Origin of the sequence: Frankia gtarii (assembly GCF_025403375.1) — a bacterium.
In the GTDB taxonomy this organism is placed as follows: domain Bacteria; phylum Actinomycetota; class Actinomycetes; order Frankiales; family Frankiaceae; genus Frankia; species Frankia gtarii.
The window spans coordinates 1-14,439 of the sequence record NZ_JAMPTM010000169.1 but is presented as its reverse complement, the minus strand read 5'-3'; the positions used below and the strand labels follow the sequence as shown (position 1 = coordinate 14,439).

The 14,439-nt window shown below is 72.2% G+C and carries 7 protein-coding genes; 5 read left to right on the top strand and 2 right to left on the bottom strand.

Annotated elements, in window-relative coordinates:
• Nucleotides 1-292 precede the first annotated feature (292 nt).
• Both nrdR and NBZ83_RS21465 read left to right on the top strand, forming a co-directional pair.
• Nucleotides 293-1,054: a transcriptional regulator NrdR gene (gene nrdR / locus NBZ83_RS34625; protein WP_261570272.1), complete on the top strand. Its 762-nt coding sequence runs from the start codon at nt 293-295 to the stop codon at nt 1,052-1,054.
• 395 nt (nt 1,055-1,449) lie between these two features.
• On the top strand, nt 1,450-4,419 hold the full coding sequence (locus NBZ83_RS21465) for a vitamin B12-dependent ribonucleotide reductase (RefSeq protein ID WP_261575676.1): 2,970 nt from the start codon (nt 1,450-1,452) through the stop codon (nt 4,417-4,419).
• 130 nt (nt 4,420-4,549) lie between these two features.
• On the opposite strand, the gene NBZ83_RS21460 is transcribed toward NBZ83_RS21465, so the two are convergent.
• Nucleotides 4,550-5,887: an MGH1-like glycoside hydrolase domain-containing protein gene (locus NBZ83_RS21460; protein ID WP_261570274.1), complete on the bottom strand. Its 1,338-nt coding sequence runs from the start codon at nt 5,885-5,887 to the stop codon at nt 4,550-4,552.
• Nucleotides 5,888-6,522: 635 nt separating this feature from the next.
• Here NBZ83_RS21460 and NBZ83_RS21455 point away from each other — a divergent pair.
• Complete coding sequence (locus NBZ83_RS21455) at nt 6,523-7,791, top strand: RNA polymerase sigma factor (protein WP_261556496.1); 1,269 nt, start codon at nt 6,523-6,525, stop codon at nt 7,789-7,791.
• Between the two features lie 187 nt (nt 7,792-7,978).
• Here NBZ83_RS21455 and NBZ83_RS21450 read toward each other — a convergent pair whose 3' ends face one another.
• Nucleotides 7,979-9,994, bottom strand: a complete 2,016-nt coding sequence (locus NBZ83_RS21450) for an acetoacetate--CoA ligase (RefSeq protein ID WP_261575678.1) — start codon at nt 9,992-9,994, stop codon at nt 7,979-7,981.
• Between the two features lie 321 nt (nt 9,995-10,315).
• Between NBZ83_RS21450 and NBZ83_RS21445 the strand changes: the two genes are divergently transcribed.
• Both NBZ83_RS21445 and NBZ83_RS21440 read left to right on the top strand, forming a co-directional pair.
• Nucleotides 10,316-11,527: an acetoin utilization protein AcuC gene (locus NBZ83_RS21445; RefSeq protein ID WP_261575677.1), complete on the top strand. Its 1,212-nt coding sequence runs from the start codon at nt 10,316-10,318 to the stop codon at nt 11,525-11,527.
• Nucleotides 11,524-14,169, top strand: a complete 2,646-nt coding sequence (locus tag NBZ83_RS21440) for a bifunctional acetate--CoA ligase family protein/GNAT family N-acetyltransferase (protein ID WP_261570275.1) — start codon at nt 11,524-11,526, stop codon at nt 14,167-14,169. The genes NBZ83_RS21445 and NBZ83_RS21440 overlap by 4 nt, the downstream gene beginning before the upstream one ends.
• The last annotated feature ends 270 nt before the right edge of the window (nt 14,170-14,439 follow it).

Genomic DNA, 14,439 nt, shown 5'->3' with positions numbered 1-14,439 from the left:
GGCGGGTCGGGCGCCCTTGCGCAGAGTTGTCGTGTCCTCCGCGGACTGATGTCCCCGTGTGACACGCGGGGGGTCGGTGTCCCCATCGATGGGGTTGTGCGCTAGGTTGAACACAACATCTGGTGCTTACGAGGGTGTAAGTCATCCACAGCTTGATGCACAGGCTTTCCACAGGAGCGCGGGTGGCCCGTCCACGATGGGCGTCCGGCGGGCGGCGGGCGGGTCGGCACACGGCCCGTCATCCCGTCGCGCCGGGCGGTCCGCGTCGGACCGGACGAAGGAGGCATATCGCATGCGATGCCCGTTCTGCCGGCATCCGGACAGCCGTGTCGTCGACAGCCGCGAGGCCGAGGAGGGCTCGGCGATCCGGCGGCGGCGATCCTGCCTGTCGTGCGGTCGCCGGTTCACCACCATGGAGGAGGCGTCGCTGCGGGTACTCAAGCGCAGCGGCGTGGCGGAGCCGTTCAGCCGCGCGAAGGTGATCGCCGGGGTACGCAAGGCCTGTCAGGGCCGGCCGGTGCGCGGTGACGATCTCGCGCTGCTCGCGCAGCGAGTGGAGGACGCCGTGCGTTCCTCAGGTTCGGCAGAGGTCCCCGCGGAGGCGATCGGTCGGGCGATCCTCGGCCCTCTCCGCGAGCTCGACGAGGTGGCGTACCTCCGCTTCGCCTCGGTGTACCTGGCCTTCGAGTCGCTCGGTGACTTCGAGAGCGCGATCGCGGCGCTGCGGGCCGAGATCTCCGGCGCCCGCCGCGGCGCCGCGGCGGAGGAGGTCGACGACCCGGACGAGCCCGAGGATCGGGCCGTCCGTCCCGTCGGCGGGTCGCTCGCCGATCCGGCGGATCCGTCCCAGCGCGCGGGGCCCCCGGGTCTCGTGGGCCCGTCGCCCGGCGGCCGGCGGGCCGACCCGGATACGCAACGCCCCGCCCGCCGCGGTGGCGGGAACCAGTTGAACATCGTCGAGGGCGGGCTCGGCCAGGCCGAGCCGGCCGCGGGGGAGTGCGAGGCCGGCCCGGCTCGCGCTGTGCGCGGCGCGTCGCCGGCCACCCGAACCTGACGGGTCGCCGCGGGACCGCCGAGGCCACGTCCCGCCCGACCCGATAACAGCTCCGCCGCCCCACCGGCCCGTTCCCGTGTACACGGGATGACCTGACCCGGCCGGCGTGGGCGTCCGATCCCGCGCGACCCGGTTTCGCGCGCCCTGCCCGTCGCCCCAGCCCGGCCAGGGCGGGATGGGACGGCGCCGGGAGGCGGCCCGGACCGCCGGGTTCGGTGTGTTCCTCATGCGTGCCGTTCCCCGCGTGACCCGGTCGACTGCCCGGGTCACGCGCCGGCCGGCACGCCGATTCGCCCGGGATGCACCGTCCACGCGTGCAGTGGGCCGGGCCCGGGCGGGGATGCCACCACCAATGCGCCAGCGTGCGCCGACGAGAACACAGGACGAGGAGCGTCATGACCGAAAGCCGAGGCACGAAGGCGGGCAGGTCCGCGACCAGGGCGGGCGGATTGAAGATCCGGCGCTCGCGCACCACCGCCGGCGTGCACCCGTACGACGAGGTCACCTGGGAGACCCGGGACGTCGTCATGACCAACTGGCGGGACGGCTCGGTCAACTTCGAGCAACGCGGGGTGGAGTTCCCCGAGTTCTGGTCGGTCAACGCATCGAACATCGTGACGAGCAAGTACTTCCGCGGGGCGCTGGGCACGTCGACCCGCGAGTCCTCCCTACGCCAGCTCATCGACCGGGTGGTGCACGCCTACACCGCCGGCGGCCGCGAGCACGGCTACTTCGCCACCGACGCCGACGCCGAGACCTTCGAGCACGAGCTGACCTGGATGCTGCTCCACCAGGTGTTCAGCTTCAACTCCCCGGTGTGGTTCAACGTCGGAACCACGGCGCCTCAGCAAGTCTCAGCGTGCTTCATTCTTTCAGTTGATGACACTATGGAGTCGATTCTCAACTGGTACCGCGAGGAAGGGCTGATCTTCAAGGGCGGCTCGGGGGCCGGGCTGAACCTGTCCCGCATCCGCTCGTCGAAGGAGCTGCTGTCCTCCGGCGGCACCGCGTCCGGCCCGGTGAGCTTCATGCGTGGCGCCGACGCGTCGGCGGGCACGATCAAGTCGGGCGGTGCGACCCGGCGGGCCGCGAAGATGGTCGTCCTCGACGTCGACCACCCGGACATCGTCGAGTTCGTCGAGACGAAGGCCCGCGAGGAGAACAAGATCCGGGCACTGCGCGACGCCGGGTTCGACATGGACCTCGGCGGCCGCGACATCGCCTCCGTGCAGTACCAGAACGCCAACAACTCGGTCCGGGTCACCGACGAGTTCATGCGGGCCGTCGTCGACGGCGCCACCTTCGACCTGCGGGCCCGCCTCGACGGCCGGACCATCGAGACGGTCGACGCCAAGGGTCTGTTCCGTACCGTCGCCGAGGCGGCCTGGGCCTGCGCCGACCCCGGCATCCAGTACGACGGCACGATCAACGACTGGCACACCTGCCCCGAGAGCGGCCGGATCAGCGCGTCCAACCCGTGCAGCGAGTACGTGCACCTGGACAACTCCAGCTGCAACCTGGCGTCGCTGAACCTGCTGAAGTTCCTGCGTCCGGACCGGACCTTCGACGCCGAGGCGTTCGTCGCCGCCGTAGAGCTGATCATCACGGCGATGGACATCTCGATCTGCTTCGCCGACTTCCCGACGCCGGAGATCACCGCGGTCACCCGCGCCTACCGCCAGCTCGGCATCGGGTACGCCAACCTCGGCGCGCTGCTGATGGCCAGCGCCCGCGCCTACGATTCCGAGGGCGGCCGCGCGCTCGCCGCGTCGATCACCTCGCTGATGACCGCCACCGCCTACCGGCGTTCGGCGGAGCTCGCCGGGATCGTCGGCGCCTACGACGGCTTCGCCCGCAACGCCGACGCGCACCGCCGCGTGGTGCGCAAGCACTCCGCCGCGAACGACATGGTGCGCTCGGTGCACCCCGAGGACGCCCGGGTGCTTGCCGTGGCGTCGAAGGAATGGTCGCGGGCGCAGACCGTCGGTGACAAGCACGGCTGGCGCAACGCCCAGGTCAGCCTGCTCGCCCCGACCGGCACGATCGGTCTGGCGATGGACTGCGACACCACCGGCATCGAGCCGGACCTCGCCCTGGTGAAGATGAAGAAGCTGGTCGGCGGCGCCAGCATGCGGATCGTCAACCAGACGGTCCCGGCGGCGCTGCGGGCACTCGGCTACCCGGAGGAGACCCTCGAGGCGATCGTCGAGTACATCGCCGAGCACGGCCACGTCGTCGACGCCCCCGGCCTGCGCCCCGAGCACTACGACGTGTTCGACTGCGCGATCGGCGAGCGGGCGATCTCCCCGATGGGGCACGTGCGGATGATGGCCGCGGTGCAGTCGTTCCTGTCCGGCGCGATCTCCAAGACGGTGAACATGCCGTCGACCGCGACCGTCGACGAGGTCGAGGAGATCTACCTGGAGGGCTGGCGACTCGGCCTGAAGGCGCTGGCCATCTACCGGGACAACTGCAAGGTCGGCCAGCCGCTGTCCGACGTCCGAGGGGCGAAGCGGGACGCCGCGGCGAGTGCTGCCACCGCCGCGGCCCTGGCCGCACCCGCGGCTGCCGCGTCCGCAGTGTCCGCCGAGGTGGAGTACCAGCCGGTGCGCCGGCGGCTGCCGAAGACCCGTCCGTCGCAGACGGTCTCGTTCGCCGTCGGCGGTGCCGAGGGCTACCTGACCGCCGGCTCCTACCCGGACGACGGCCTCGGCGAGGTCTTCATCAAGATGTCGAAGCAGGGCTCCACCCTGGCCGGGGTGATGGACGCCTTCGCCATCGCGATCTCGATCGGCCTGCAGTACGGCGTGCCGCTGGAGGCGTACGTCAGCAAGTTCATCAACATGCGTTTCGAGCCGGCCGGGATGACCGATGACCCGGACGTCCGGATCGCCCAGTCGATCATGGACTATCTGTTCCGCCGGCTGGCCCTGGACTACCTCGACGCCGACCGCCGCGCCGAGCTCGGCATCTCCACCGCGGCCGAGCGCACCCGCGCGGTCGCCGACCACTACGGCCAGCCGGCCGACGCGGCCGCCCCCGCCGACGCGGAGACGGCCGCCCCCGCCGCGTCGGTGGCATTGCCCGGTGCGGCCATCGCGGGCCCGGTCGCGAACGGCACCGGGCCGACGCCGGCGGCGAGCCGGTCCGCGGCGGGCGGCTCGGCGGCGGGCAGCAACGGCGTCGCTGTCGGGCACGGGCCCGCCCACGTGGCCCGGGAGCTGCGACTGGCGACCCCCGGCGAGTCGCTGGTCGCCCAGACGGTCGTCGACGCCCCGCTCTGCTTCGCCTGCGGGGTGACGATGCGCCCGGCCGGCAGCTGCTACGTCTGCGAGCAGTGCGGCTCGACCAGCGGCTGCAGCTGAGCGAGCCCGCGGGTCCGCATGCGGTGGCCCCGGTCGGCAGGCAATCCCTGCCGGCCGGGCCACCGGCCGAGCACCGCTCCCGCGCACGTCCGAGGCAGTGCGGTCGCCCGGCGCGCGGGCGGCGCCGCGGTCAGCGTTCGGTGTCGAACAGGTCGATGAGCAGCGCCGCCGTCCAGGAGAAGCGGTTGCTGCCGGCACCCGAACCGTCGAGCGGCGAGTAGTACTCGAACATCGCTCCGGAGGAGGCAATCACGTCGACCGTGTTGCGGCGCAGGTTCTCGGCGGCGTCGAGCCGGCCGTAGCGCTCCAGCCCGTCGGCGATCAGCCAGTTCATGTTGATCCAGAGCGGGCCCTGCCAGTAGCAGCGGGGAAGGAAGTTCGGGTCGTCCAGGGGCACGCTCGCGATGCCGAAGCGCGACCAGTAGCGCGGCGAGGTGATCGTCTTCACCATCTCGTCGACGCGGTCCTCGGGCACCACGCCGGCGTAGAGCGGCAACAGGCCGGCGATCGTCTCGTGGCGCAGCAGGGTCCGGGTCCGAAAATCGCGGCTGTAGTAGACGCCGTCGACGACGAGCTCTCCCATCGCCTCCCGGGTACGGCGCGCCGACCGGCGCAGCCTGGCCGGGATGTCCTCGCCGATCTCGGCGGCGATGGTGCTCAGGTGCTCGTTGGCGCGGACCAGGATCGCGTTGAACGCCACGTCCTGCACGAGGGGGACGATGGTCCGCCGAATCTCCCGGAAGTTGTAGTGCGCCCGGCGCAGCTCGCGCACGATCCGGTACAGCGTGAACAGGTCCCCCGAGGTGAGTCGCTCATCCGAGGGGACCTCCTTGGCGTCGCGGCGCAGCGCGTCCAGGGCGTCGTCGCCGTTGATGCGCCGCAGTGCCCGCACGCCCAGCGGCGCCACCGGCCTGGTGATCTCCATCCAGGTCGGGGTGTTGTCCATCCCGGACTCCCAGGAGTGAACCAGGGACACCAGGCCGTCGTCGTCCGGGTCGCGCTCGTCGTAGAGCCACTGATGAAAGCGCAGCAGCCCGGGGAACAGCCGGCGGTAGAACTCGCCGCGTTCGGAGTCGGACATCATGGCGCCGATCCGGACCGCGGCCTCGGCGATCATCGGCGGCTGGGTGACGCCGGTGCTCTGCGCACCGCCGGCGGTGGTCGTCACCCGGTCGCAGCGCCAGCGCTGCGGACCCGCGTGGTAGAAATCGGTGGTCTCCGCGAAGATCACGTGCGGGATCATGCCGTTCGGCCACTGCCCGCGCAGCAGGGAGAGGATCTCGGCGGCGGCGCGCTGGGGATCGAGGTGGCGCAGCCCGATCGCGATGAAGCAGGAGTCCCACAGCCACTGGTGTGGATACAGCGTCGGCGACGGCCGGGTGATGTCGCCGAGGTCGTTGCCGCGCAGCACGGAGACCGCGGTCTCGCGCAACGCCGCCAGCTCTGTCGGGAGGCTGGGGACGGACATCGTGTGAGAGTAGCCGTCACCCGCTGTGCACACGGGGAGGGCGGCCTTGGTGTGGTCTGCCTAACGAAAACGTTGTTGGCGCCCCGCGGCCGACCAGATGCGTCACGCGACCGGCGGCTGCGGGCGCGGGCGGACACGCCATGGTTGGCGCTGTGAGCCTGTCCGGTTGGGTGCTGCCCGGGTGGGCGGAGCGTGTATGCCGATCCGTCCCAATCCGGGGTCGGTCGAGGCGTCGTGCCGGTGCCGCGGATGGGTCTCGGGCGTGTCGGATGACCGGCGTCGCCCGATGGCGGTACTCGAAGGAAAATGTGGTGCGGATGGCAGGACCCCAAAATTCTCACAGTCGGTAAGCACTAGGATACTCATCGTTGAGGATCCGGGGCCTCGGCGGGGGTCTCGCCACGCGAGAAGGTCAAGATAGTTCGCGGAACGCGCCACACCGCGGGATCTGCCAGGTAGTCTTCGCGACAGCGAGTTCAGCGTCTCGAGGGTGTGGGTCTACACTGCCGGTAGGCCCGGCGATCGCTGATGTCCGGGTGCGCCTGCACGGGGAATGGTTCTGCGACTCCGTTCGTTACCTCCCACGTGCACGGAAACAGACGTCCCACCCGCACCGACCATCGGATTTGCCACTGATGACGCTGCCTGCCCTGGAACTTGCCGAGCGCACCGACGAGAACCGCCCGCGTAGCCCGCGGCGTACTCGCCGGTCCGCTGCATCTGCCCGTACCGCCACCAGCCGTTCACTGGCCGCTGTGCCCGATGACGGCGACGAACTCGATGTGAGTGCTGTCGCCGAGGTCATCGCACGCGGTCGCGAGTCCGGCGAGATCAGCCGGTCCGAGCTGCGTGACGCGCTCGAGTCCGCGGACATCGGCCTCGAGCTGTTGCCTGCGCTGATCGCGAAGCTGAGCGCTGCCGGCGTCGAGCTCCTCGAAGAGGAGGAGACGACCGACGAGGTCACCGCCGCCACCCGCTCCACCGCCGAACACGCCGGCACCGCCGACCTCGTGCGTATGTACCTGCGCGAGATCGGGAAGGTGCCGCTACTCAACGCCGCCCAGGAGGTCGAGCTCTCCAAGCGGGTCGAGGCCGGGCTCTTCGCCGAACACAAGCTGGAGTCCGACCCCGACCTGCCTGCCGACCTCCGCCGTGACCTGGGTCTGCTTGTCAAGGACGGCCATGCCGCCAAGCAGCAGCTCGTCTCGGCGAACCTGCGCCTGGTCGTCTCCGTCGCGAAGAAGTACAGCGGCCGCGGGATGACCCTGCTGGACCTGGTCCAGGAGGGCAACCTCGGGCTCATCCGCGCGGTGGAGAAGTTCGACTACGCCAAGGGCTACAAGTTCTCGACCTACGCGACCTGGTGGATCCGCCAGGCCATCGGTCGAGCGCTGGCCGACCAGGCCCGGACCATCCGGATCCCGGTCCACGTGGTCGAGCAGATCAACAAGATCACGCGGCTGCAGCGCCAGCTCGTCTCCACCCTCGGTCGCGAGCCGACCGACGAGGAGCTCGCCCTCGAGCTGGACATGCCGATCGAGCAGGTCGTCGAGCTGCGCCGCTACGCGCAGGACACGGTGAGCCTGGAGACCTCCGTCGGCGACGACGGCGACTCCGTGCTCGGCGACTTCATCGAGGACTCGGACGCGACCTCCCCGGCGGACGCCGCCTCGTACGGCGCGATGCAGGACGAGATCGAGAACGTGCTCGGTGGCCTCAACCCGCGGGAGCGGGAGGTGATGCGGCTGCGCTTCGGCCTCGCCGACGGCAAGCAGCACACCCTCGCCGAGGTGGGTAACCGGCTCGGTCTCACCCGCGAGCGGATCCGGCAGATCGAGCGGGACACCCTGCGTGAGCTGCGCAAGCCCGCCGTCGCTGGTCGGCTGCGGGAGTTTCTCGACTGACCGCTTACGGCCGGACGCCGCCGGCACGGCGGGCGCGCACCGGGCCGCGGGTGGCATCCCCCATGGGGGGCACGACACGCCGGTGACGGCGTGGTCGTGGGTTCGATGGAAGCCGGATCTTCGCTGCATCCAGCGAAGATCCGGCTTTGCTGTCGTGCCGCGCCGATCCAGTCGCGGTCGCGGTTGGTCAGGCGTCCGGTGTGGCGGTGGCCGCGCGGGCCTGCTCGGCGGTGGCCAGCAGTGTGAACAGGGCCTGCGGGTTGGCGACCGCGTCGAGGCTCACGACGTCGGCCAGCGCGGCTCCGGCGAGCAGCCGTTTGACCGGAACTTCCAGCTTCTTGCCGTTGTGGGTCCGCGGCACGGCGGGGATCTCGAGGATCCGGTCCGGCACGTGCCGCGGGCTGAGCTCGGTGCGCACCGTGTGCCGGATCCGCTGCGCGAGTTCCGGGGTGAGGCCTGGCTCGGCGAGGGCCACGAACAGCAGTAGCTCCCCGCGGCCGGGTGCGCCGGAGGTGTCCACGGCGAGGCTGTCGGCGACCTCGGCAAGCTGCTCGACGACGCTGTAGAGCTCGCCGGTGCCGATCCTGATCCCGCCGCGGTTGAGGGTGGCGTCCGAACGTCCCTCGACGACGACGGCACCGTCAGGGGTGATCCGCACCCGGTCGCCGTGCCGCCAGACCCCTGGGAAGGTCGCGTAGTAGCTGTCATACAGCCGGCTGCCGTCCTGATCACCCCACAGACCCAGCGGCATCGAGGGCATCGGGGCGGTCACGACGAGCTCGCCGACCTCGTCGACGAGCTCCTTGCCGTCGGCGTCGAAGGCGGCAACGGCGCAGCCCAGGGCCCGTGAGCCGATCTCCCCGGCGCGCACGGGCATGGTCGGCAGCCCGGCCACCAGCGCCGTGCAGACGTCGGTGCCACCGCTGATCGACGACAGCATCACCTGCGGGCTGACCGCGTCGTACACCCAGGCATAGGCGGTGGCGGACAGCGGCGACCCGGTTGACCCGATGGTGCGCAACAGGGACAGATCGGCATGTTCGCGGGGCACCAGGTTCGCGTCCCGGCAGGACTGCAGGTAGGCCGCGGACGTGCCGAGGAAGGTCAGCTCCAGCGCCTCCGCCAGACCGAACAGGGTGCCGAGCGTCGGGTAGCCGGCGGCGCCGTCGTAGAGCACGATCGTCGCGCCGACCAGCAGGCCGGAGACGAGATAGTTCCACATCATCCAGCCGGTCGTGGTGAACCAGCAGAACCGGTCGTCGGGGCCGAGGTCGAGGTGCAGCGCCAGCGCCTTGAGATGTTCCAGCAGGATGCCGCCATGTCCCTGCAAGATCGCCTTCGGTGGCCCCGTCGTGCCGGAGGAGTGGACGATCCACAACGGCGCGTCGAAGGCGACCCGGTTGAACGTGAGCTCGGCGTCCTCCACGGCCATCAGCTCGTCCCAGGTGAGCAGGCCGGGCAGCCCGGCGCCGCGAGCGCGGGCGAATGCGTCCGGTGCCAGGTAGGGCACGATGACGGTCGCGGCGAGCCCGGGCAGGTCGGCGGCGAGCGCGGCGAGCGCGGCGACGGTGTCGTAGCCCTTGCCGCTGTAGGTGTAGCCGTCGACGCCGATGAGGACCTTCGGGGTGATCTGGGCAAAGCGGGCGACCAGTGCCGTGGCGCCGAGCTCGGGCGAGCACGACGACCACACCGCGCCGATGCTGGCGGTCGCCAGCATCGCCACCGTGGCGTAGACGGTGTTCGGCAGCACACCGCAGATCCGGTCGCCCTCGGTGACCCCGAGGGCGCGCAGGCCGGCTGCGGCCCGAGCGACCTGGCGGCGCAGCTCGTCCCAGGAGACCACCACGGTCGCGCCGTCCTCCCGCACGGCGATCACCGCTGGCGCGCCGCCCCGGCGGGTCAGCGCATTCTCGGCGTAGTTGACCCGGGCGCCGGGGAACCACACGGCGCCCGGCATTCCGGCACCGTCGAGGGCGGGGCGCTCGGTCAGGGCGGGACCGTCGCCGCGCTCGCCCTCGACGGCGCAGAAGTCCCAGATCGACTGCCAGAAGGGGCCAAGCTCGGTGACCGACCACGCCCACAGGGCCGCCTCGTCGCCGAGATCCAGCCCGCGTTCGGTGGCGAGCCAGCTGCGGTAGTTCGTCACCGCCGCCTGCTCGATCCGCCGCGCGGAGGGCTCCCACAGCGGCGTACCGGGACGAATTCTGGTCGCGTCGGCGGCCGCGGGATTCTGCGCGACCGCCGACGCCGGACGCTGCGGTGCCGTTCCGTCTGCTGCCACGGGCACTGACCCTAGGGCATTTCGAGTGGATCTACGGTGAAGCTCGATCCGCCGGTGGCCTGTCGAGACTGTCACCACCGCTATCAGCGTCGGACCTGTTCGGGCTACCTTCGAGGGGTGACGGTGCCAGGCGGAACGCAGCGATTCGGTGGCACCAGACCGCCGGACGGCACCAGACCGCCGGACGGGACCAGACCGCCGGCGGTCGATTCGAGTGCGGCCGCACCGGCCGGGGAGCCAACGATCCTGGCCTGGGATCCCGCAATGGCCAGCTATGACTTCGGGCCGCAGCATCCGCTGCACCCGGTCCGGCTGGGCCTGACGATGGATCTCGCCGCGAGCCTGGGTGTCCTCGACGCACCCGGGCTGCGCATCACCACCCCGACCCTGGCCTCCGACGAGCTGATCGAGCTCATCCACGATCCGCTCTACGTGAACGCGGTCCGCGCCGCGCCGGATCCCGCTCGGGCGAGGATGGCGGCCCTGTTCGGCCTCGGCACCGCCGACAACCCGATCTTCCAGCGGATGCACGAGGCCGCGGCCCTGATCACCGGTGGCACGATCGAGGCCGCCCGGGCGGTGTGGGCGGGGCCGGCGCGCCACGCCGTGTCGATCGCCGGCGGGCTGCACCACGCGATGCCGGGGATGGCCAGCGGCTTCTGCATCTACAACGATCCCGCCATCGCGATCGCCTGGCTGCTCGCCGCCGGGGCGACCCGGATCGCCTACGTCGACGTGGACGTGCACCACGGCGACGGGGTGCAGAACGCGTTCTACGACGACCCGCGGGTCCTCACCATCTCGCTGCACCAGACCGGGCGGACGCTGTTCCCCGGCACCGGCTTCCCCGACGAGGTCGGCGCCCCCGGCGCCGCGGGCAGCGCCGTGAACGTCGCGCTGCCCGCGTTCACCGGTGACGCCGGCTGGCTGCGGGCCTTCTCCGGGGTCGTGCCGGTGCTGCTGCGCTCGTTCCGGCCACAGGTGCTGGTGACCCAGCACGGCTGCGACACCCACGCCCTCGATCCGCTGGCCGATCTGGAACTGTCGGTCGACGGGCAGCGGGCCTCCTACGAGGCGCTGCACGCGCTGTCCCACGAGCTGTGCGACGGCCGTTGGCTGGCCTGCGGCGGCGGCGGGTACGCGTTGGACGCGGTGGTGCCGCGGGCCTGGACGCAGCTGCTGGCGGTCGCCGCCCACCACTCCCTCGAACCCGGCACCGCGTTGCCGCCGCAGTGGCGCGCCGAAGCCCCACAGCGGGTGCGGGCCGTCACCGGCCAGAAGTCCGTGGGGGGCACGACGGGGATGCCCCGAACTCTCGGCGACGGGGTGAGCGTGCGTTACCGGCCCTGGGATGCCGGCGAGGGCGATCCCGACGACCCGCTGGACCGCGCGGTCGCCGCCACCCGGCGTGAGGTGCTGCCCCTGCACGGCCTCGACCCGACCGTGGACCGGTGAGCGCCGCGCCGCTGCCGCCCCCGGGCGGGGACGACACGCCGCTGGCATATCCGGCGGAGTGGGAGGCCGACGTCATCCTCACCGACGGCGGCACGGCCCACATCAGACCGATCCTGCCGACCGACGGCCCGCTGCTTCAGGGGTTCTGGACGCGGCTGTCCCCCCAGTCGATCTACTTCCGTTTCTTCACCGCCCGTCGGGCGCTGAGCGACGCTGACATCCACCGGATGACCGTGGTGGACCAGCGGACGCGCGGCGCCATCGTCGCCATGATCGGTGACGATCTCGTCGCCGTGGCGCACTGGGAGGGCACCGCGGCCCGGCCGACCGAGGCGGAGGTGGCCTTCCTGGTGGAGGACGCCCAGCAGGGCCGGGGGCTCGGCTCGGTGCTGCTGGAGCACCTCGCCGCCGCGGCCTGGGACCGCGGCATCCGTCGATTCGACGCCGACGTGCTCGGCGAGAACCGACAGATGATCCGCGTCTTCCTCGACGCCGGTTACACCGTCGCGCGGGCCTGGGATTCCGGCGCCGTCCGGCTGTCGTTCGAGATCACCCCCACCGAGCAGTCGGTCACGGTGATGCGCGCCCGTGAACATCGGGCGGAGGCGGCCTCCATCGGTCGGTTGCTGCATCCCCGGTCGATCGCCGTCATCGGCGCCGCCCGCGCCGCGGGCTCCCTGGGCAACTCGGTGCTGCGCCACCTGCTCACCGGCGGTTTCGACGGGCCCGTGTACCCGGTGAACCCGGCCGCCGCGGCGGCCGGCACCGCGGTCGCCTCGATCCGCGCCTACGGCGGCATCGAGGAGGTGCCCCGTCCGATCGACCTGGCCGTGGTGTGCGTGCCGCCGGCCGAGGTGCCCGGGGTCGTCGCCGCGTGCGGGCGGGCCGGGGTGTGGGGCCTGGTCGTGCTCACCGACCAGCGTGACGACGCGGCCGATGCCGCCCTGGCCGCCGAGGCGCGGGCCGGCGGCATGCGGGTCGTCGGCCCGGCCAGCATGGGCATCCAGAACCCGGCCGGGGGGCTGAACGCGTCGATGGTGCCGCAGATGCCGCCGGCCGGGCGGGTCGGCTGCTACTCGCAGTCCGGCCCGTTCGGCGGGGCGATCCTGCAGGCGGCCGCCGCGCGCCGCGTCGGGCTGTCCGTGTTCGTCTCGGCGGGGGACCGGGCCGACGTCAGCGGCAACGACCTGCTCCAGTACTGGGAGGAGGACCCGGAGACCGACGCGGTGATCATGCATCTGGAGACGTTCGGCAACCCACGCAAGTTCGCCCGGCTGGCCCGCCGCCTCGGCCGGCGCAAGCCGATCGTGACCGTGTACTCCGGCCGTTCGGCCCTCGACGACGCTCTGCTGCGGCAGGCCGGCGTGATCGGCGTGGACCGCATCTCGCAGGCGTTCGACGTCGCGCTGCTGCTCACCTCGCAGCCGCTGCCCGCGGGCAGCCGGGTCGCGGTGATCGGTGACTCCCGGGCGCTGGTCCGGCTCACCGCGCGTGCCGCCGACGCCGCCGGTCTGATCGCCGAGGAGGTCCTGCTACCCGGCGGCAGCGGTTCGGCGGCGTTCACGGCCGCGCTGCTCGGCGCGGCGCAACGGGCCGACGCGCTCATCGTGACGCTGGCCCGCCTGCCGCCGTCCCTGCCGGGCCCGGTGGCGGCCGGTGCCGTCGAGGCGGCCGAGCGGATCACCGTGCCGATCCTCGCCTCCGTGCAGGGCGTCGAGATGCCGCGTGAGCTCGCCGGCATCCCGGCCTACCCGTCCCCGGAGGCCGCGGTGACCGCGCTGCGCCGCGTCGTCGGATACGCGCAGTGGCGGTCCCGTCCGACCGGCACCGAGCCGACCACCCCCGTGCGGACCGACGAGGCCCGCGGGCTCATCGCCGGGCTGACCGGCCGGCTGCCCGAGGAGCGGGCCGCCGCGCTGCTGGACTGCTATGGCATCACGGTGCAGCCGGCGGAGCTCGTGACCTCGCCGCGGCGCGCCGCCGAGGCGGCGCAGCGGCTGGGGTACCCGGTGGCCGTCAAGGCCCGCTCGCGTCCGTACCGGCACCGCCCCGACCTGCGCGGACAGCGCCTCGATCTGCCCGACGCGGCGGCGGTGCGCGCGGCCTGGGCGTCGCTGCGCTCCCAGCTCGGGCCGGAGGTGCCGATCGTCGTGCAGCGGATGGCACCGGTCGGGGTGTCGGTGGTCGTCGGATCGGAGGAGCACCCGCAGTACGGCCCGCTGGTCTCCTTCGGCCTGTCGGGCCCGGCGACGGAGCTGCTCGGTGACCGCGCGCACCACATCGTGCCGCTGACCGACGTCGACGCGGCCCGGCTGGTCCGTTCCGTGCGGGCGGCACCGCTGCTGCTCGGGTACCTCGGCTCGGCCCCGGTCGACATCGCCGCGCTGGAGGATCTTGTGCTGTGTGTCGGTCGGCTCGCCGACGACGTTCCCGAAGTGGTACATCTCACCCTTGACCCGGTCATCGTGTCCACCGGGCGGGTCACCGTGCTGTCGGCGGAGGTCGTGACCGGGCCGTCCGTGCCCAGGGCCGACGCCGGGCCGCGGCGTTTCTGGACGCCTGCGGTGCCGGTGGTCGACCGACCCCCCGTCCGGGGCGGTTCGGCACAACATGGTCACACCGTCCACAATCGTCTCCCATGACGTCGCCGTACTCCGCGCAGCCGCCCGTCTGGCCTGCATCCGGCGCCTTCGGGGTGCCCCAGTCCGAGGCCGTGGGGCCCAAAGAGGCCATGGGCGCCCCCAGGGCGGGGACACCCGGCCAGGCGGAGCTGGTGCCGATGCACGGCCCGGGTCGGGGTTCGCAGCACCAGCCGCCGGAGTCAGGGGCGCCGGGCCCCGCGGGGAACGGCTCCGAAGGCGCCGGTTCCCCCGTCCCGGGGACGGGCCCCATCCCGGCCCCTGGCCCCATCC

Coding starts and splice junctions, on each gene's coding strand:
- nrdR (WP_261570272.1), top strand. CDS start 293: ATGCGATGCCCGTTCTGCCGGCATCCGGACAGCCGTGTCGTCGACAGC.
- NBZ83_RS21465 (WP_261575676.1), top strand. CDS start 1,450: ATGACCGAAAGCCGAGGCACGAAGGCGGGCAGGTCCGCGACCAGGGCG.
- NBZ83_RS21460 (WP_261570274.1), bottom strand. CDS start 5,887: ATGTCCGTCCCCAGCCTCCCGACAGAGCTGGCGGCGTTGCGCGAGACC.
- NBZ83_RS21455 (WP_261556496.1), top strand. CDS start 6,523: ATGACGCTGCCTGCCCTGGAACTTGCCGAGCGCACCGACGAGAACCGC.